At 52.9% G+C, this 19,419-nt stretch carries 15 protein-coding genes; 1 reads left to right on the top strand and 14 read right to left on the bottom strand.

Annotated features, from left to right (window positions below):
- Positions 1 to 308: 308 nt before the first annotated feature.
- From RWM61_RS17280 to RWM61_RS17255, 6 genes are all read right to left on the bottom strand, one after another.
- Positions 309 to 1,172 (bottom strand): ParB/RepB/Spo0J family partition protein, encoded by an 864-nt coding sequence (locus RWM61_RS17280; RefSeq protein ID WP_227881114.1) that lies wholly within the window; start codon positions 1,170 to 1,172, stop codon positions 309 to 311.
- 91 nt (positions 1,173 to 1,263) lie between these two features.
- Positions 1,264 to 1,410, bottom strand: coding sequence for a hypothetical protein (locus tag RWM61_RS17275; RefSeq protein WP_153783375.1), 147 nt, complete (start codon positions 1,408 to 1,410; stop codon positions 1,264 to 1,266).
- A gap of 83 nt (positions 1,411 to 1,493) precedes the next feature.
- Positions 1,494 to 2,441 (bottom strand): DUF3991 and TOPRIM domain-containing protein, encoded by a 948-nt coding sequence (locus RWM61_RS17270; protein WP_227880851.1) that lies wholly within the window; start codon positions 2,439 to 2,441, stop codon positions 1,494 to 1,496.
- Positions 2,442 to 2,542: 101 nt separating this feature from the next.
- Positions 2,543 to 2,830, bottom strand: coding sequence for a hypothetical protein (locus RWM61_RS17265; RefSeq protein WP_153783373.1), 288 nt, complete (start codon positions 2,828 to 2,830; stop codon positions 2,543 to 2,545).
- A gap of 80 nt (positions 2,831 to 2,910) precedes the next feature.
- Complete coding sequence (locus RWM61_RS17260; protein ID WP_314003080.1) at positions 2,911 to 5,415, bottom strand: DEAD/DEAH box helicase family protein; 2,505 nt, start codon at positions 5,413 to 5,415, stop codon at positions 2,911 to 2,913.
- 3,587 nt (positions 5,416 to 9,002) lie between these two features.
- Positions 9,003 to 9,344 (bottom strand): TnpV protein, encoded by a 342-nt coding sequence (locus RWM61_RS17255; protein ID WP_314003074.1) that lies wholly within the window; start codon positions 9,342 to 9,344, stop codon positions 9,003 to 9,005.
- A gap of 319 nt (positions 9,345 to 9,663) precedes the next feature.
- Between RWM61_RS17255 and RWM61_RS17250 the strand changes: the two genes are divergently transcribed.
- Positions 9,664 to 10,368, top strand: coding sequence for a hypothetical protein (locus RWM61_RS17250; RefSeq protein WP_314003072.1), 705 nt, complete (start codon positions 9,664 to 9,666; stop codon positions 10,366 to 10,368).
- A gap of 133 nt (positions 10,369 to 10,501) precedes the next feature.
- Here RWM61_RS17250 and RWM61_RS17245 read toward each other — a convergent pair whose 3' ends face one another.
- The 8 genes from RWM61_RS17245 to RWM61_RS17210 form a co-directional block, all read right to left on the bottom strand.
- Positions 10,502 to 10,942 carry a hypothetical protein gene (locus RWM61_RS17245; protein ID WP_049868215.1) on the bottom strand — a complete coding sequence of 147 codons (441 nt, stop codon included), beginning with the start codon at positions 10,940 to 10,942 and terminating at the stop codon, positions 10,502 to 10,504.
- A 39-nt stretch (positions 10,943 to 10,981) separates the two neighbouring features.
- The gene (locus tag RWM61_RS17240) at positions 10,982 to 14,806 is read right to left on the bottom strand and encodes a DUF5704 domain-containing protein (RefSeq protein ID WP_314003070.1); all 3,825 of its coding nucleotides are present in this window, start codon (positions 14,804 to 14,806) and stop codon (positions 10,982 to 10,984) included.
- Positions 14,807 to 15,919, bottom strand: a complete 1,113-nt coding sequence (locus RWM61_RS17235; RefSeq protein WP_314003068.1) for a copper amine oxidase N-terminal domain-containing protein — start codon at positions 15,917 to 15,919, stop codon at positions 14,807 to 14,809. It lies immediately after the preceding gene.
- A gap of 117 nt (positions 15,920 to 16,036) precedes the next feature.
- Positions 16,037 to 17,020 carry a hypothetical protein gene (locus tag RWM61_RS17230; RefSeq protein WP_314003066.1) on the bottom strand — a complete coding sequence of 328 codons (984 nt, stop codon included), beginning with the start codon at positions 17,018 to 17,020 and terminating at the stop codon, positions 16,037 to 16,039.
- Positions 17,007 to 17,555, bottom strand: a complete 549-nt coding sequence (locus tag RWM61_RS17225) for a hypothetical protein (protein ID WP_049868218.1) — start codon at positions 17,553 to 17,555, stop codon at positions 17,007 to 17,009. The genes RWM61_RS17230 and RWM61_RS17225 overlap by 14 nt, the downstream gene beginning before the upstream one ends.
- A gap of 10 nt (positions 17,556 to 17,565) precedes the next feature.
- A complete protein-coding gene (locus tag RWM61_RS17220) occupies positions 17,566 to 17,955 on the bottom strand; it encodes a hypothetical protein (protein ID WP_049868219.1) in 390 nt (129 codons plus the stop codon).
- Between the two features lie 91 nt (positions 17,956 to 18,046).
- Positions 18,047 to 18,526 (bottom strand): hypothetical protein, encoded by a 480-nt coding sequence (locus tag RWM61_RS17215; protein WP_029198508.1) that lies wholly within the window; start codon positions 18,524 to 18,526, stop codon positions 18,047 to 18,049.
- A 76-nt stretch (positions 18,527 to 18,602) separates the two neighbouring features.
- On the bottom strand, positions 18,603 to 19,307 hold the full coding sequence (locus tag RWM61_RS17210) for a hypothetical protein (protein ID WP_314003060.1): 705 nt from the start codon (positions 19,305 to 19,307) through the stop codon (positions 18,603 to 18,605).
- Positions 19,308 to 19,419: the final 112 nt, after the last annotated feature.

The following is a 19,419-nucleotide window of genomic DNA, read 5'->3' as shown; positions in this document are numbered from 1 at the left end:
GCAATTCCGAAAACAGCTTCAGCTTATTTAAGCGGGTTTACTGAATAGTTACGAGAAGATCATTTGAAGCGAAATTGGGAGCTTAGATTTACGGAAAAAAATTCAAGACTGTTGCGTATGTCAAGGCCGGATTTAAATTGACCCACTAACGCCAACTTAAAAATGACCCACTCGCTGACCGTCTGCGCTTGGGGGAAGTGGCAGCTTCCCTCTCATCCGGTAGCTGTTGCTCCCATTTAATTACATCTACTTTGCGGATGGTGTCAGCTTCGCTGGTACTACTACCCCAAATACCAGCCGGGAAAAAGTCAGCGGCTGTTCTCGCGGCCCCGTTCCCTCCTTTTCTTCCATTCCTCCAGCAGCTTCAATATGGTCTGTTCCATCTGCTGGGCCGTATAGCCCTTCGGAAAATAGTCCTTGATGCTTTCCTTTTGCAGCTTGATTTGTTCCCGTTGACTCGGTTTTTCCTCGATCATGATTTTGAAAATCGCGTCCATGTCGAGCAGGCCGTTGGCCCTCAGTTTTTTCATGCGCTGGGCTTGGGAAAGGGAAGGGGTGCGTTCCTCGCTACCCATCGTTTCCAGCAAGGCTTCCTGTTCTTTTTCGGACAGATAGGACAGCTCCACGGCAGGACTGAACGCCACCTTGCCGCTGTCCACCATTTCCAGAAGCGGCGGAATCAATTCAGTCAGCCGGATATAGCGCTGCACCTGCGTCGCGCTCGTTCCTACATCAACGGCAACGCGCTCCCGCGACTTCTGTCCGAGTTGGTCAGGAGTTCCGCTATCGGCCAAATCGTTGCGCTGCCCTTGCCGTTTGATGGCATCTAGCTTCATCTTGTAGGCCCATGCTTTTTCGGACGGCAACACATGCTCGCGGTGCAGATTGCTGTCCACCAGGGCGATAATCGCGGCGTTTCGGTCCATTTCACGAATGAAGGCGGGGACCGCAGCGATTCCCGCTTTTTCACAAGCCGCCTTTCGTCGGTGTCCGGATATGATTTCATAACCTCCTCCATCCCGCGGTCGCACGACAAGCGGCGAGATCACGCCATGCTTCCGAATGCTTTCCGCGATGGCCTGCAACTCGTCGATATCCGCAACATGATAGGGGTTGTCGGTCCTGATCGTTACATCCGGTTGGATGTAACGATCGCGTCGCCCTGAAGGCACCTGCCGGGAAAAAGGGGAGGGGTATCGAAACGACAAAAAGACGCTGATCGCTCAGCGTCTTCGTGCGAAACATAATGGTATTTGGCTTCCATCAACGTTCCTTGCCTATTACCCGGCGTACACGATCCATCACCGTTTGATGACCTAAACGTGTCGGATCGTTTCGCGCTTCTTCCTCTGCCTCCAAAAGTGCTTTCTCAATTTCCTCGGCCTGCTCATTTTTTCCCTGTTCGCTCATGCCTTACCTCCTCGGAATTAGAATTTTGAAGCCACCTCTATTTTCGCCCGACACTGCTCTGATTACCATTGTACCGAGCGGTGCTATCGAGTTGGCTCCTCGCGCTGTTTACGATAAATCATCAGGTCGTCGTTAACGTCTTTCCTGTTTGGCGGTTCATCGGAAATCTCGTAGGTTTGGCTGAGTAATTGCTGAATCATTGCTGCCGCAGAACGGCCCGGTTCGTCGTTGTCCAAGTGAAGCACCATGTGCTCCACTTCAGGATAGCTTTGCAAATAGTTGGTAAGTGCAGCCGGGGCAATGCCCTCATCCTTGTTTTCTTTTGGGCTGTATATGCCGGCCAACGACAGTTGATGCGATTGTCGCCAGACTTTCCCGGAGATTTCCGAAAGGGTACAGTACGATAACAGGTCAATCGCGCTTTCAAACAAGTGCAACTCTGTGCCGTTATCATCGGCCGGTATAGCGAACGAATACCGTTTATCGCTGCCTGGCGCTTCGCCCATATATCGGGTTTTGGTTGTCCCGCGAATCGCCGCATAGCGCGGAGTGCCTTGCAAATCAAACCCAACAAAAATCGCGTTGTGGTACATTCGGCTTTCGTACAGTCGTCCCGTTTTGAGACAAAAATCAATTACGTCGCGGGAAATGCCGCGTTTGGAGAGATAAGCGATGACGCGATTCGAATTCTCATACGGTTCGGGAAGCTCCAGTCGCGCATTTGAACCATCCTGCTGGATGGCAGGAGTAGCTGGATCCATGTGAACGGGTGGATTACCGTCAATTTGCAGCACCGCATCGGGAAACGACATGCCTCTTACTTTAATGAGGTAGTCCAGCGCAGAACGACCGCCGATCCCACTAGACCACCAGAACCATTTACCGTTGGAGATTTTAAGGCTGTCGTGGGAGCGGGTCGAATAGGCGTTGCGCGAGCATCGCACCAGTTCGTATGGCTCGAAACATTGCAAATAGGTGAGCAGGTCCAATTGCTTTGCACGTTCGATTTGTTCCTTGCTTACATAGCTCATTGCCGTAGTTCCTCTCGAAAAAAGTAAATTAGCCACAACGGGCTTTAAAAATCGTGTCTCTTAATTGTAAGGCTGATTTTCTTTCATCCTGCTTCATTTGTTCATCGTGCCTTACCCTTCTTTTTGGGATACAGATAAGCTCTTCTTTCCCTCAACTCTGTAGCGCCTTTCTTTTTCATGAATGCGTCTAACTCGCTTTCATAGACTTGACTGGTCACCCCGTTCGAATCACGGATGTAATAATACGTGTCTCCAAATCCGTTCTTCCCTTTGGATATCAATTCCAATTCCGGCACGGTTTCTCCCTCCTCGGTCGGATCGGTTCCGTAACAAATAGGCGGTAGAATCGGGCAAAAGCATCCGCCGCCGCTTGGGATGGTATACAACATGTGCGTTCCTCCAGAAATGCGAAAAGGACCCCAAAAGCCGGAGTCCATTTCGTCATGTGATTTATACCTTTCCATTGCTGTTATCGCTCTCGATCCGCAACCCGCCGTTCGGGTGCTTCCGGTTCCTCATCCGACACGCTGTCCACGGCTTCGTTTTCCCGTTTGTCCATGTTCAGCAGCACATTTAACTCCGCGAGCCGCGCGGACTTCGTTTGCAGTTCCTGTTCTTGCTTGAACGGTGCCTCGATCTGTTCCTTCGCCGTTACCATCTGTTGCTTGAGTGTTGCGAGCTGGTCACGGCAATAGGCGAGCTTATTCGGCAAATCCGACAATGTATTGATTATTCGCGTGATATTGCCGCCTGCATCCGGTCCTAACGTAATCGTATGGCCCAATGCGCCGCGCAGCGTCACCTTGTATTCCTTTGCAAAGCTATCAAACGATAGCCATAAGGAAAAGCCCATGTAACTGCCTGCTTCCTGCGGATCGGGAGAGGTCATGCCTTTGCAGGCTTCCAGCAGGGCAACGCCCGCAGTAGCACGTTCCGAGTACGTGTAATCTTTGATGGTCATACCGGGAAAACGGGAATCGTCGCTGCTATCCTTTTCCGACGCTTGGGCGCGCATGAACAAGGCCACGTCCTGCTCATACCCGACAATGCGTTCCTCCGTAGACTTGATTTGCTGCGGCAGCATTTTGAGCAGCCGATCCTCCAGCGCGTAACGTTGGCTTAAATGGTTGGCTTTGAGCAGCTTGAGCTTGGATACCTGGATGTCCAAGTCCATTTTCTCTTTGATGTACGGATTGCCGGTCGCTAGCGCCTTCACCTCGGCATAGGAAAGAGCCGTTTCGTCAATATCTTCGGCTGACCGAACCGGCGATTTGCTGGTCATGATTTGCGAAATAAAGCGCTGTTTGTTCTCCAGCGTTTGATAAAGGTAAGCGTCGAACGTGTTCTCGGTCACATAGCGAAAAATATGCACCTCGCTGTTCTGGTTCCCCTGCCGGATAATGCGCCCGCTGCGCTGCTCCAAATCGCGCGGACGCCAAGGGCAATCAAGGTCGTGAAGGGCAATCAGCTTCGTTTGCACGTTCGTACCCGCCCCCATCTTGAATGTCGATCCGAGCAGGACCCGAACCTGCCCACTGCGTACTTTGGCGAATAGTTCTTTCTTCTTAACTTCCGTATTAGCGTCATGAATATAGGCAATTTCTTCAGGCGGTATGCCCTTATCCATCAGTTTACGCCGCAGCTCGTCGTACACGCTGAAAGTGCCATCCTGTTTCGGAATAGATAGATCGCAGAACACCAGTTGCGTGAGCCGCTCTTTCAGACTGTCCGTCCAATGCTGGTAGACGTTGTCCGCGCAAGCGCTGACCTTGCTTCCTTCGTCGTCGGGGAGCATCGGATTGGCCAGCCGCTGATCGAGCGCCAATTTGCGTCCGTCATTGGTGATCGTCAACATATTGTCCTCGTGCGGCTCCACTTGCTTCGCTCGCACCCGTTCGGCGCGGCGGGCGAGATCGGTGACCATGTCGCGTTGGAACTCGCTTGGCGGCACAGCAACATTGTGGAAGTGGGCTTTTGGAACCGGAAGCCGGAGCATGTCCGCCGTCTGAATGTCTGCCACTTCCTTAAAGACGTTCATCAGCTCCGGCAAATTGTAAAAACGAGCAAACCGGGTTTTCGCCCGATAGCCCGTTCCCTCCGGTGCAAGCTCTATCGCTGTGACGGTTTCGCCGAATGTGGATGCCCACGCATCGAAATGCTGCAAGCCTTGCCGCTTGAGCCGCTCGTATTGCAAGTAGCGCTGCATCGTGTACATCTCGGTGATGGAGTTGGAGATCGGCGTACCCGTCGCAAAAATGATGCCCCGGCCTTCGGTCAACTCGTCCAGATAGCGGCATTTGGCAAACATGTCCGACGACTTTTGCGCTTCGGTTTGCGACAGTCCGGCCACATTGCGCATTTTCGTATAAAGAAACAAGTTCTTGTACGAATCGGCTTCGTCTACGAAAAGACGGTCTACGCCCAATTCCTCGAAGGTAACGACATCATCCTTTCTGCTGGTGTCGTTCAGCTTTTCCAGCTTGATTTGCAGCGTCTTTTTCGTTTTTTCAAGCTGCTTGATTGCATACCGCTCGCCTTTGGCTTCCTTGAGTTCCCGGATACCGCTTGTAATTTCCGAGATTTGCTCATACAGTTGCTGGCGCTGACGCTCCGTTGAAATCGGAATTTTTTCAAACTGCGAATGGCCGATGATGATCGCATCATAATCTCCGGTGGCAATCCGCGCGCAAAATGTTTTGCGGTTTTTCGTTTCAAAGTCCTTTTTGGTCGCCACCAGAATATTCGCCGACGGATAAAGCTGCAAAAACTCCGCCGCCCACTGTTCGGTCAGGTGATTGGGTACAACCAGCATGCTCTTGTTGCACAGCCCCAAATGCTTGCTTTCCATAGCCGCGGCGGTCATCGCGAACGTTTTGCCCGCACCGACACAATGCGCGAAAAGGGAGTTGCCGCCATACAACGCCCTTGCAACCGCATTGATCTGATGCTGGCGCAGCCGGATTTCCGGGTTCATCCCAGTGAATCGAATATGACTGCCATCGTATTCACGAGGACGAATGGCGTTGAACCTGTCATTGTACAGCCTTGTCAGCCGTTCACGCCGCTGCGGATCTCGCCATATCCAGTCGCGGAACGCTTCTTTCATCATCTCCTGCTTTTGCTGAGCGATGGCCGTTTCCTGCTTGTTCAGGACGCGCTTTTCCACGCCATCTTCATACACAGTGTCAAATATGCGCACGTCCCGCAAATTCAGTGTATCTTCAAGAATCTTGTACGCATTGACGCGGTTTGTGCCGTAAGTAACGTTTGCCTTAATATTGTTACTGCGGTCATCGCTTTTGCCTTTAACGTTCCAGGCAGCCGTATATTCGGAATACATCACGTTAATGTAGGTCTGGTACATCGGCGGCGTGTCCACAAGTTCAAACAGGAATTGCCGAACGTCTTCCGGCGGCAGCCAGATTGCCCCCAAGCGGACATCAATTTCAGAGGCATCCAGGTCTTTCGGCTGCACCGCTTCAAGCGCTTTGACGTTTTCGCTGTAACGTTCAGCATCATAGGCCGCAAATTGTCTGGCCATACGCAGCTTCTCCCGCACGTTGCCGGATAAATACGCATCTGCCGTTTCAAAGATCGGTTGATCGGTTTCATCCCGATTTTCGGGATTGGGAAAGATGACGCCGCGTAGTTCCTCCATTAGTTGCTCTTCCGTCAAGCCGGTTAATTCCGCCATATACGGTAGATCGACACGGGCTTTAGCGCCGATAGAAACGGCAAGCGCCTCCGAAGCCGTATCCACCTGTTCCACGTTGGTGCGTTGCCGGATGGTGCGTTTGGTGAACATATCCGCCTTGCGCAGCAGCCGTCCTTCTTCGTCTACGATTTCAAGCGAACAGAGCAAGAAGTAAGAACTATCATCCGAAAAAGCAAGACTGTTGGCGCGGCTGTTTATCAGGCCGTAATGCGTTGTAAACCGGTCATACTGCGCATTCAGCTTGCGCTGCTGCTCCCGAATCATCTCATCGCTGTAGTCTTCGGTTTGATACTCGATCAACTCGCGCACGGTATCCCGTAGCTGAATCATCCCTTTGATGCGGCCTGCTGCCGTCGCGGAAGTGTCCACGCGCCGCATGCGGCTGTTTTCCCGAAAGTAGATGTGACCGTCCACCAGCGCAAAGCTGAAATTGCGGACAGACGGGTCAGCAGGGAGGGAAGGTTCTTCCTCCTCCGGCTGGTCTTCCCGTTCCAGCTCCACCCATTCAGCATGGATGTTGGACAATGCTTCGCGTAGCACTTCATCCAGATTGGCGTCCGGATAGGGCTTGCAGGTCGTTTCCTGCCGGTTGCCGTACATCCGGTCGTCAAAGGCCATTGTGCCAAGCACCATGTCGGGATGGGCGACGAAGTAGCTATTCACCGGCACGCCGTCCACTGTCTCGGCAAGTGAAAGCCATGCTTCGGTTTGCTCACTGACTGTGACCATGCGATCTCGTTTTTGCAGAAATAAAATGTCGGCGGTCACTTCGGTTCCTGCATTGGCCAGAAACGCATTGCTCGGCAGACGCACCGCACCGAGCAGTTCGGCGCGCTCCGCAATATATTTGCGTACCGCAGGGTTTTGCTTGTCCATCGTCCCTTTGGACGTAATAAAGGCGATAATGCCGCCCGGACGCACTTTGTCCAGTGTTTTTGCAAAAAAGTAATCGTGGATGAGAAACTTGTGCTTGTCGTAACGTTTATCTGCCACACCATAACCGCCGAACGGCACATTCCCAATGGCGAGATCAAAGAAACTGTCCGGAAAATTCGTCTGTTCAAAGCCGCTGACCGCAATCGACGCTTGCGGATAAAGCTGCTTGGCGATGCGGCCCGTAATGCTATCCAGCTCCACGCCAAACAGCCGCGAGTCTTGGAACGACTCCGGGACCAGCCCGAAGAAATTGCCAACACCACAGGACGGCTCCAAAATATTGCCACTGCGAAAGCCCATCGTTTCCAGACAGTCGTACATCGCCTTAATGACGGTCGGCGATGTATAGTGGGCGTTCAGCGTTGACGCACGAGTGGACGCATATTCATCCGGCTCCAGCAAATCTTGCAGTTCCGCAAATTCGGCTGCCCACTGCGTGTTCGCTTCGTCAAATGCCTGCGGAATGCCGCCCCATCCGACGTAGCGAGCCAGCACCGCCTGCTCGTCCGCTGTCGCTTGCCGCTGCTCCTGATCCAATTTGTTCAGCAGACGAATCGCTTCTGTGTTCCATTTGAACTTCGTTTTTGCGCCGCCATGCCCCAGTTCGTCGTCCGTAATCCGGTAGTTGACAGCCGGGACAGACGGATGGGCTGGCGCGGAACGGCTGACCTCGGGAGCAGGTGAAAGGGCAGCGTCTGATTGCGATATGGGCACTAGCCCATCCGTCACCGACTCTTCCAGAGGATCCGCATCTTCTACCTCTTCCCATGCCGCCTCGTCTGCCAGTTCCGGCTCCCGCTCTCCGGTAATCAGATGATCGTTCAGCGGATTTTCGCGCAGCATACGCTCAAAATCCCTGCGATTCAATTCTTTGATAAACAAAGGGAACTGCCGGTCTTGCAACACAACCGTTCGTGGCTCCAACTGTGCCACTTCATATTCGTCCGCACCAATCCAGACGATGCTACCCACGTCATAACCGTAGCGCGCCCGTTCCCGATTCACCGGCATGCGTTCCAGTTCCGCTTGCGCGTCCGATTGGGGAAGCCCCTCCGATGACGATGCATCCGGTTGCGTCAGATCGTGCCTGGCCATTTCCGCCCCTTGCTGTCGCCGCATTTCCTCCTGTTCTTCCGCGAAGCCGGGCAACCGCTCGGTTTCCTGCCGATTCAAGTACCGTCCCGCAGCCAGCAGTTCGCCGATACGTTTCTGCACTTTCACCCACGGCAGCACTACCTGAGTATCCGGATTCATGATGGAGCCGCGTGTCAGCGTGATGCCTTTGCTGTCGTAATTCATGTGAATATCCGTACCGATTAGCGCAGGGAGACGCCCGCCGATCCCGTATTCCCGTTTCAGGAAATCGGCGTTCTCCTGTGCGGACAGCGACTGCTGGAAATATAGCGCAATTCGATACTTGCCGTTCTCAAAACCGCTGCCGTTTTGCAAAATGGCGTCAATGACCGCTTGCGGCATGAAAAAAGCGGAGGCTTTTGCGTCCTCCGCTTGTTCCATCCACAGCGTCTGTTGCTGGATGGATGGTTCCGTCTTTCGTGGCAAGTCAAAATCGTTTAACAGTATCATGCTGGCGATATGCCCGGCTATGACACCCCAATCGTAAAAGCTTTGTGCCGTGGGTTCATCCGCCGTACCCGTCCACAAATGCAAAACGTTGCGATATGGTTCAAACCCAGCCTGCACGCCTTCATCCAGCGTCAGTTCGGTGATGCCTATCGGAAACAAACCGCGCACATACAACAGACGCTCGCGCTCATACTCATGGGCATTGAAAAAGGATTCAATATCCGCTTTGCTCTCCCGCAGCAGCGCGGCTCGGAGCATGTCATTAATGATGGCTTGGTCATGAAAAAACGGAAGACTTCGGTCCTCCGTTTCACGATCAAACCATTTTAATGATAAATCAGTTCCGTGAGAATCAGTTCCTCCGCTTGTTGCTTCAGGTTGTTCATGTGTCCCGTCCAGGCCAGCGGATCGCTCGCCTTGTCCGGTGCCGGGCGAGATGTGAGCAGCTCCTGTATCGTCCGGTCGATCTGCTCCCGCGCTGTCCGGTCGATGTCCGCCAGATGCCGGTTCAACTGCTCCGACAACATCAGATGGGCGTACATGCCCTTTCGCTCGGTTTTCAGAAACGTCTTGCGCATCATCCCGTACTTCCCGATGGTCGTCTCCGCTACGCTTAGCGTCAGGTTGGGCAGCAGATAGTCCCCTTGCGGCGAATAGGTCAGTTCCATGCTCATCCTTCCTTTCTTGTAGAGTAGCTTCATTGTGCGGCAAGGAATCGGGTCTTGCAAGGGTGCGAAACGATTGCCCCTCGTTCGCACGTTGTAAATCCCGGCGCAGCGCCCGAACGGTTGATTCCACTTCCCGCAGCATCATCTCGGACACATCGCTGATCGCCGCGCCCAAGTGGGACAACGCAGGAAGCGTGTTGAAATAACCAATGCCGGACAAATCCTCGATGCTGATGTAATGTGCGGGATTTAATCCGCAACGGGTCATCGTCATGTAAGCGACGGCCGTTTCAGCCGCTTGCTTGAACAGTAATTCCACATGTGGAATATCCAGGTCTTCCAGCAAACTGTGTTCTCGCTCTTTCACCAACTCCGCCACGTAATCGGCGCTGTTGTCATCCACCGCATTCCGCGCAGCAGCGAGGAACGCAGCAGGCAGCTCCGCATGCGGTTCGATTTCATCCGATGCGCCGAACGCATTTTCCAGCGTCTCGATCACGTGAGCCGTGTCGCTGTCCTGCATGCGCCAAAGCGACACCTGCGGCTGGCGTCTGCTCTCTGTATCCGATACGTCAAACACATGGCGCAGACTCAAGTGATTGCCCCGATCTTCGATCAGGGCAATCCCTTTTGCGCCGCGTTTGACCCAGCGATCCAGCCGTTTGTTCCAAACTTCAATCGGCGCGCAGGCCGTCGCGTCAGAACGTTGGGCGTAAATCAACAGTTGATCCTGAAACGGATATTTATAGTTCCAGGCCGCCGTCCGCAAAAAATCCGCCCAGAGGTCAGGCTGATTCGTCACCGTGCGAGCCGTGCTGGCAGCCAGTTCGACGATGCGTTGCAACTTGGCTGTCATGTCGCACCTCCCTTACAGAAACGTAATTTGATTGGTCAGGCGGATGCCTTCTTCCGAATATTGGGCTGTAACCCGAATGAGTCCGATATGTTGCAAGAGTTGCAGATTACGGCGGACGGCGGAAGGGGAAAGGCCCACCTCCAAAGCCAGCTTTTTGCCGGACAATAAGACGGAACCATGCCGCCCGCTCGCGCGGTCCAACAGGTAGCTGTACAGCAGCTTCGCGGCAGGAGGGACTTTCAGTCCGGCCTAGTAGTTTATACCGGGTGAGATCGTTCACAGGCTTCCTCCTCGGCAGACGTTAACGCTCCGGCGACCGTTCCGACAAACGATCCGGCCGGACGTAGCAGTACAGATAGAAATTGTAGTCTCCTACATGCGGGAAACAACGCAGGTAATACCGATGTCGCTCCGTTTGAAAACAAAAGCCGTATACGCCGGAATGCCATGCCCCGGATAAACGGGCTTCCGGATGCGACAGGCAAAAACGGTGCATCCGGCTGCGGCTTTCAAGCAGCCCCTGTTCCGTCAGAGCCTGCACCACTTCATCCAGTTCTGCCCGGAAAGACGGCGTTTTGAGCGCTGGCTCATCCTCGAACCATGTTGACCAGAACGTCTCGCCGCTGCTGCCAAAATAACCGCGCAAATGTCCGATGCATCCACGTGCTGTATCCTTGTCCATCGAAGCGGAATAAAAATAGACCGCATCCTCCGAAGCGGCCGCTTGCAATCTTTCCAGCATGTTCTTTTCCTCCCGGCTGGTATAAAAATGAGTTTTCCTTTAATGAGTTCCCCCTGTGCCATAATCGTCGTAGCTGGACAAATTAGCATAATAGAAGATTACGTCGCCATCCTTTAACGAAAACGTCACACCGTACGGATCGATGAAGCTGCGCTGATACCCTTCCATCTGCCATTGGTTGTTCAGCGGCCCGTACATATACTGCAAATGAGGATGGTTCAAGTCCCGGTTGCGGATCGTTTCCAGATTGAAATTGACGATAATATACCCATCTTTCAGGAAGATGGGCGCATGGTCATCCAGTCGGTTTTTCCGTCCATATTCCGCCAAGTTAAAACCTTTCGGCACCACATATGGTGCGGCGGGCAAACTGTACTCGGCATACCACTTTTGCACCGAAGCGTTGGCGCGGGCCGCATTGACGCCGGAAGGTACGTTCATACTGCCGACAAACGTCCGAAGCTGCGGCGGCAGCAGCATGATGTCGTAGCCGCCGACATACGTTGGCTTCTGCGCATCCTTCATATATTGATCGATAAACGTCTGTTTGGCTCCCGGCGAACCGTTTAACGACCAAAGGGTCGCGGCGGTATCGGTCAATTCCTGCCTCGGCACATTGCGCAGACGAGCGTCGAGCGTCACATACCGTTTCTCAACATCGTCGCCGGAGCCGATGCGAATAAACCGCTGATTGCCCGAATGGTAATAAAGATCGACCTCCTGCCGGGTCTTCCCCTTGCTGTCCACAAAATAAAACGTCGGTGTAATGCGGATGCCGTCGCCCGCGCTGAACATGTTGCCTTTCGTCATGACTTCAAATTTGAAATGATAGCCCGTTTTGACCGCAACGTTTTTCTTGCCGCTCTCCGGGGGACTGCCTTGCCGCACCGGCAGCACGTATGGAGGGGTATTGCCGCGCGGTGCGCCGTCAATGCCTTTCGTCCCAACCCAATAGGCGTTTCCTGTCGGTTTCGCGCTGCCCTTTTGGGTACGGAACACCGATTCCCAGGCAAAATCGGCAATATCGGTGATGCGGAAGTCATAGAGACGGCCGATCACTTCCACCGGAACCACCTGCGTAGCCACATGGTTGGACAAGTCAAGATTGGCGTTCATCTGGGATGTAAAGGAAGCTGGACTGTTCTCGGCAAACGTTCGAAATAACACGTTGTAATTGCCCTCATCCACCCAAACGGGCAAAAAGAAGGTCGTTTGCATCTGTCCGACCGGGATGGACACCCACGTTTCTTTCGGGACGAACGTCGTGCGATCCGCCTTAAATACATCGAACGGAAACCAAACCTGTTTGTCTCTCACGTACTTGGCATAGTCCCGATTGCCGTAGCCCTTGATGTCCTTATGCGGGCCGTTTGTCGGAATCGTCACGGTGAAGGGCCGGTCTAAAATGAGCGCCGATCGTCCGGCAGTCGGTTGCGTCTTCTGGTTGTGGGCCTGATCGTCAGACACCGCAGCATAGTTCACCACCGGCGAATGCACGGTCACAGGATTGATGCCGCCAATGGGATAGGTTTTGTCCCCACCGCCGCCGATGCCTTTAATTAGGGAATACGATATCGTGCCGGTGCTTGGCTGATTCGCTTTGTTCATTTTGGAAGCGTCGATGAGATAGCCTTTGCCGTACAGCACATCTTGCCCGATCATCGGCGGAGCCGGTATCGCGCCCGGCGTCGGCGCTTTTTCTTCAACGATTCGGTTGTCCATAATTGTATTTCCAATAAAGATAAGCGAGTCGTTTTTCACTTTGATCTTGCCAATCGCTTTCTCGGCCTCGTTTTTCCAGTCCTCATTCGGTACGAAAGGTCGGCTGGAACCGCCGGAAATCGTTTGTCCGGGAAGCGTCACATTCGAATAGACCGGATCGGTCATATGCGCACCAAGCGATGCATCATGCGATGCGGAAACGGTTGGCGGTGTGTAGCCGCTCGGCACAAGCGTAACCGTTCCCGAAGGAAGCGCATAATTGGAGACCGTCGCCTTTTGAATGCCGTACACTTCGAGGTTTTGAATTGTCCAGAAGCTATACTTGCGCTCAATCGAATAGTTTTTGGTCACCGTCTGTGTATCTGAACGCGGGACCGTAATGGTCGTCGAATTCCCGTTCGCATCGGGCGGACCTGGATGCGTCTCCGTCCAGGTGAGCGTATACGATTTGCTCACCTGAATCGGGTATTGCTTCGTGCCGGTCGTTTCCGTGAACGTGCTGCGGTACAAATACGATTTAGCCAAGGCGTTCACATACAAACTTTCCGATGTCGGAATGCCTTGCAATACATCAAATTTTTCTGCACCGCGGGAATCCGCCTGAATGACGGCAGAAACGGTGGGCTCCATCACTTCGGCCTGCTGGGAAGCGCCGGGCTGCGTATCTCCGCCGCCGTCGCTTTTACGCACTGTATGGTCCGATGTCGAATCCCCGGTATTGGCGTCCACATCCTTCACGACGACAGTGATTTGTACGCTTGCATTGTCGCCGGTTGTGAACGGGATTTTGATCGGAATCGTTTTACTGTCCGAAGTTCCGGAGAGCGTTCCGGTTTTTTCGCCCGTTTGAACAAGCCTGGCATTCCGAATATCAATGATTTCGTATGACTTCAGGTTTTTTAACGACTTGACTTCAAAAACAAAATTCCCGTCCACTTCGGTCACGTTTTTGTCAACCGTTTCCGGCGCTTCAATCCGGGACGTGACCGTTATAGAGGAGGGAGTTTTGTAAATGCCGATAAAGTTGGAGCCGCCCGTTCCAACCAGAATGGACCGCTCTTTGAGCTTGGGATCGCCTTTCTCTTGAATGAACAGCTTCTCATCGGGCTTGTTGTTGTTCGTAATGTAAGAGCGGATGATTTCATACGTTTGTCCACCAGAAATGATTTGCCCTTCAAACGTATGGTTCGCTTCCTCTCCGGTTGCGAAAACGCCTTTATCCACTTCCTTGAGCTTCGTGCCGTCTTCCTTCTGATAAATGGCTTTGACCGGATTGTTCTCCGCATATTCGGCTATCGCGTCCGTTCCGCCAAGATGAACCGTAAAGCTGCGCGTTTGGACCTTCGGATTCGTTTCGGGATTTTCCTGTAGCCAGTCTTTCTTCGCCGGGTCCTGCTTGGGCGACAAGTATGAACGAACAATCGAGTAGGTTTTCCCGTTATCTTCGATGGTTTCAGGAAATTCATGATTGATCGTTTCTCCTATTTTGTACTTTCCCTTTTGAAATGTGACTTGAGGTTGATTGATTACTTTTCCGGTCACGGTTTTGGCAATCACATCGACCGGAAAATCCGCACTGCGATAAGGAACATGCAAGCCGAAATAATCGTCCAAATCGTCGGGATGCGCCCAAGGTTCGGCCCTCTTGATCTCATCTAACGTATAAAATGGACCTTTGCGCACATTGCCGTTCCCATCGATTGACACCATGATGGCATACAGATATAAGTCGTCGTTGTCTTTGATGTCGCCCATTCCCGCCTTCCACATGCCTTCCGTAACAAGTGCCTCGCTGACTTCGTAGTAGGTCGTGACAGGCTGGCCGGGAATCGGCGGATTCGGGTATTGGTCGACTTGCCGTACTTGCTGGTCCAAAAAAGAAGCATGCTGGCCGCTTTTCGGATTGCCGCACTGCTTGGGCGTCGTATTCGTACATAATTGATCCCGGCGCACCGTCCAGCCTACGGTCCTGTATTTGATGGACGAGGTTGCTGCCGTACTGGTGATTACAAAGCTGATTTTCCCGTCCTCCACTCTAACAATCGGTGTCGCTGCATTCGCTAGGAACGGGAAACCAGACAATAAGAAAGAGCATGCCAGCAGCATGCTCAACGTGATTTTGATGAAGTTGTGTTTGTTCATCTATTCCGAGTCCGCCTTCCTGATCAAATAATTGAGGAACAAACTGGCTCCCGGATCAACCTTCAATGTACTGCCCCAATCACCGCCCACATTGGTGGACATTGAAATATCGGCATAGCCTTCATACCAAATTCCTTTTTCAAAAGTTTCTTTATTGGGGAACCATTCATCATAAAGTAAGTCTTTATTTTCCTTATACGAAACGAATTTAATCCTAAATTTGGATCGGACATAATTGTCGCCAAATCCGTTCCGATAAATCATGGACGGCTCGGGATCAAGATAGCCTTCGATTTGGATGTGGTTTTGTTTGACCCAGTCCACATATCGCCGAATATATTTCAATTCCGCATTGGAGTTTTGCATTTTGGTGGCAAATACGGCCTGTGCCCACGTATCGTCTATTGTTTTGTAATCCACGTTCAGCCAGAGAGCGCTGAATGATTTCAACCGATTCATCCAAGTATCCACGTTTTTCTTATTGAATTCCGGCTTGGTCGAGTAGAGAACGAATGAAACCTTGCTATCCGTAGGGTGGGAGTGCGGATAACCCATCTCATACATCTCATTCGGCACATCGGCTAGAATGTACGGATAGTCTTTCGCGTTCTTGGGCAAGTTGGTTGTACGAATAAGGCGGCCCCAATCGTCAACATTCGCTTGATCATCTTCAATTGTCTTGATGAACACCGTAGCGGTTGGACCGTCCCAAACCACTTGCGCTCCCAGCGCTTCGCTGACAAAACGCAGCGGGACAAACGTCCGGCCTCCGCTGGTGATCGCCTTCGAATCGAAGGTCATTTCCACACCGTTGACGAGCGCCTTGCTTTCGCCGATCGTAAGCAAAATATGAAGGTCATCCCGCTCAATTGGAACGGTCATTGTTTTAGGCTTCCAGCCTACTTTCGCGCCCATCTTTTCTGCGATGAATCGAACCGGCACGAGCGTACGGTTGTTTTCATCGACAAATGCTTGCGCATCGGGAAACCAGATTTTTTGTCCGTCCATGATGACGCTGACAAAGGACGGAGGATTGCTCGCCGCGCTTGCCGTCACACTGAACAAACTACAAATCATCGAGGCGACAAGTCCTGCCATTACCCATTTTCTCACGCGATTCACTCCTCTCAAAATTATTGATCATGACGAGATTGGAAGATTTCAACTATTAGGTTCATCATAGAGCCGATTTGGCGGCGTGTCCACTTTCCGAAATAGCCGCCGCTCTCACTAAGATGGCGAAAGGGGACAGCCAAACGGCATATACCCTTTTTGCGCAGCCACTTTTTCGCTGGAAAACGTTTCTTCCACCGGATAGGAAAAGTCGCATGTGCTGCGGTAATACACCTTCATGTTTCCTTTCCTGGCCCCGACAATCTCCGGTTTTTTGAGAACCCGGCTTCCACCAAGTGCGTAATTATTATAAAACTTCCCTCCCATCGGAATGCCTTGGATAAAGGCAAGCACCCCGACGTCATCCACGGCATTGTGCCATTCCTCCTGCGAAATGGTAGGCAGCGTGAACGTGTAGGAAAAGCCGTATCGGGAAACCGATTCGTTGTGTTTGTTAATCCGGTAGGCCAGCTCGTCCTCGATTGCGCGGACAATGGTGCTTCGGCGCACCTGTTCGAACCGCTCCGCGTCCTTTAGTAGCGCAATGTTCGTCTGCTGCCTGACGTCGGCCCGCAAGCCTTCGTGCCAACTCCGGCTGCCCGCATCGTAAGCGAGGACGAAATCGTCCATCGTAAACGAAAGGCTATTGCCCGATGGATCGGCGTAGGTATACGGCTTTTTCGCTCCCCAAACCGGTTTTCGTTCCGTTTGTTTATCAGCTCCCGTCCACTCGTCCTCGGCATAGACGTAAAAACCGTCGTACCCTATCACCACAACAGCCGGGATATACCGTTTGAGTACGCCTTGCGCCACGGAATCGTCGGCAATGCCGAAGTTGGTATACAGCGTCCGATAAAACGCTACAATCGCCTCGTCCTTGTTCAGCGCCACCCGTTTGTCCGATTCGTATTGCGTCTCCCACTGCTGGCTGGCATTGACGATCAACATTCGCGCCGCGTCATCCACCGCCGTGTCCAGCGCGGCGTTATACCGCAGCTCGGTGAGCAGCGTTTTCCGCTGCGTTTCGACCTCAATCCGGTTCACCGTCGCAAACGGCAGGAAAATGAGCGCCGCGACAATCGCCCATTCAATCAACTTCATTACGCACCACCCCGCCGTAAGGAATGAAGATTTTTTCGTTCGGACTGATGGCCTGGTTCAGAAAATCGAACACGATGGTGCCGGGAGTCCGGTTTGTATTTTTGACCGTGACCGCAAAGGTATCGCCAACCCGCATCTTGTAACGTCGCATCGGGTCGTCTTTTGAGACCGCACTGTTCGGGAACAGAACGGGCAGAATCTGCGCGTTGTAAAACTTGTCGTAATGCACTTCGTATCTACCCCGAAACGTCTCCGGCCTTGTCGGATCGTCGTACACCGGCACATACTTTTTGCTTCCGTGTTCCATTTGCACATCGAACATGTTGCCCGTTGCCGCAATCGTCTCCATAAAGTCGTTGTACATGGTCGGTGTCACATAACCTTTATCCCGTACCGCATCCACAAACGTCGTCGTCGCTTTCAGGACAACCAGTTCCGAAATGTCGTCCTGTTGGTGGAACGCTGAGGCAATGGGGTAGAGGTAGAGCAAAAGAACAGCAACGAGCACCGAGAAAATTTTCAAGATACTGTTCATGGCATTCTCCTTAACGTGAGACGAAAATAAGGCGCAGCAGCCGCCCGGACACATCCCGCTCATTAACCACCGTGTACCGGGTATTCAAGCGAATCCCGGCGGGAATGAACTGGTCCCGATCGAGCGGCGGTACGTACCGCACGCCGTCCACCACGATTTCCGCGTCTCCCGTCTCCAGCCGGGCAATGGACTGCGCCACCTCTGCGCCGGATACGGTGCCGTCACCGGCGAGCGGCGAAAACGTCATCTGCATGTTGCGTTCCAGCGACTTCCCCGACACATAGGCGGTAGCGTTCAGCGCGGCCCCGGTTTGAAAGAGCATGAGTCCGCTTGCGGCGGCCATCAGAAACAGAAGGCAGGCCACGCTCATCTCCAGCATCGTTCTGGGGGCATGTTCCATCGGTTTCCCTCCTTGAAAAGCCGCGGCGTCCGTCTAACTCCCTTTCATGAGAGGAACGCCCCATCAGCGTTGTCATGACGGCATGGAGCGCCTACTGCTGCCGGAAAATGATGCCGCGTATGACGTTGCTGCTGTCGTGCACCAGTTGCGCCCGGAATTTGCCGCTCGGATTGACGTAGTTGATATCCGATTCATCGACGGTATGGCTCAGTTGCCCAGGCGCTACACCAATTACCGAGCCGTAGGTCACGCTGTCGATCGGAACGCCCGTATTGATGACTTTGCCGTACCATTGGCCGATCGGATTTTTGCCGGTGACGATCTGGATGCCGAATTGGTCTTGGTCGCTGAACTTGCGCAGCGCGTTGACGACCTGGCTACCCGATAACGTCGTGTTGTCATACACCGTAAATGCCGTTTGCGATAGCTCCGTCTGGATATTGCTGAAATTACTTTGTGCCGCCTTGGTAGAGTCTTGTGCAGAAATAAACAGCACAACTGCTAGGGTAATGAGCGCGATGGCAAGAAAAATGCCAGCCGCCATCACGAGTGCTTTTTGCGCGTTGGACATGAATCGATCTCTCCTTTAAGTAAAATAGGAAATAAAAATAGCACTTCCCGTTTGGAAAGTACCGCAAGAAGGCCGCTTACTGAATGCGCTGAAGCTGCTCGTAGTAAACGGACATTTGGCGCAAGCTGACGATGACGAGCGGAATGACCAGATAGCCGAAAATAAGGGCCATCATCGGTGCAAATCCGATCCATTTCCCCCAGCCTGCCTTTTGCTCGATCAACTGCTCATACTCCTGTTTGCGCTGCTCTTGCGCGTATGCCTGCTCAGACTCCAGATCGTCGAACGCTTCCCGAATCGGCAAACTTTGCGCCGCCAGCTCCAGCTTTTCGACCGTGCGGACGAACGGTACAAACGGAGCATCCTCTTTGAGCTGCGCCAGCGCCTGATCCGCGCCCTGTTCGAAATGGAGCAGGCAGGTCTGGAGTGGTTCCTTAAACACGCGGGCGAACTGCTCCATCCAAATGAGCAGATGCTCGACCGACATTCGGTCCATGTCCGCCAGCATGGCAATGACGGCATGCAATTGATCCACTTCATGCTTCATCTCCATCTGTCGCATGCGCCGCTGGAACATCCGGACGCCGACCGGCATGGCGTAGCCGCCCCATCCCGCAACAACGGCGAGGAGCGCCTTCCACCACTTCACATACTGGTTGTCCAGCCTCGTCAGCTTGCCCAGGATGCGCCGAGCCGTGGCACGAAGCTGATCGTCTTTGTTTAACACTCGCGATTCGCTGCGGAGCAGGGCCATGACCGTTTCTTCGGTGCGGTGCTTCACCTCCTTTACACGATCGATGATGTGGCGGTCAAGCGCCGCCGCCTCGCGCGCCTTTATTTCCTCCCACTATAAAGTAATGTTTTCTCCTGTTTTCTCGCTCATTCTCAGTATT

Source organism: uncultured Paenibacillus sp. (assembly GCF_963515335.1).
In the GTDB taxonomy this organism is placed as follows: Bacteria; Bacillota; Bacilli; order Paenibacillales; family Paenibacillaceae; genus Paenibacillus_I.
Note: the sequence above shows the minus strand (reverse complement) of the source record. Positions and strands in the feature narration are given on the sequence as shown.

Coding starts and splice junctions, on each gene's coding strand:
- RWM61_RS17275 (WP_153783375.1), bottom strand. CDS start 1,410: ATGAGCGAACAGGGAAAAAATGAGCAGGCCGAGGAAATTGAGAAAGCA.
- RWM61_RS17270 (WP_227880851.1), bottom strand. CDS start 2,441: ATGAGCTATGTAAGCAAGGAACAAATCGAACGTGCAAAGCAATTGGAC.
- RWM61_RS17265 (WP_153783373.1), bottom strand. CDS start 2,830: ATGTTGTATACCATCCCAAGCGGCGGCGGATGCTTTTGCCCGATTCTA.
- RWM61_RS17260 (WP_314003080.1), bottom strand. CDS start 5,415: ATGAACCCGGAAATCCGGCTGCGCCAGCATCAGATCAATGCGGTTGCA.
- RWM61_RS17255 (WP_314003074.1), bottom strand. CDS start 9,344: ATGGAACTGACCTATTCGCCGCAAGGGGACTATCTGCTGCCCAACCTG.
- RWM61_RS17250 (WP_314003072.1), top strand. CDS start 9,664: ATGTGGAATATCCAGGTCTTCCAGCAAACTGTGTTCTCGCTCTTTCAC.
- RWM61_RS17245 (WP_049868215.1), bottom strand. CDS start 10,942: ATGCTGGAAAGATTGCAAGCGGCCGCTTCGGAGGATGCGGTCTATTTT.
- RWM61_RS17240 (WP_314003070.1), bottom strand. CDS start 14,806: ATGAACAAACACAACTTCATCAAAATCACGTTGAGCATGCTGCTGGCA.
- RWM61_RS17230 (WP_314003066.1), bottom strand. CDS start 17,020: ATGAAGTTGATTGAATGGGCGATTGTCGCGGCGCTCATTTTCCTGCCG.
- RWM61_RS17225 (WP_049868218.1), bottom strand. CDS start 17,555: ATGAACAGTATCTTGAAAATTTTCTCGGTGCTCGTTGCTGTTCTTTTG.
- RWM61_RS17220 (WP_049868219.1), bottom strand. CDS start 17,955: ATGGAACATGCCCCCAGAACGATGCTGGAGATGAGCGTGGCCTGCCTT.
- RWM61_RS17215 (WP_029198508.1), bottom strand. CDS start 18,526: ATGTCCAACGCGCAAAAAGCACTCGTGATGGCGGCTGGCATTTTTCTT.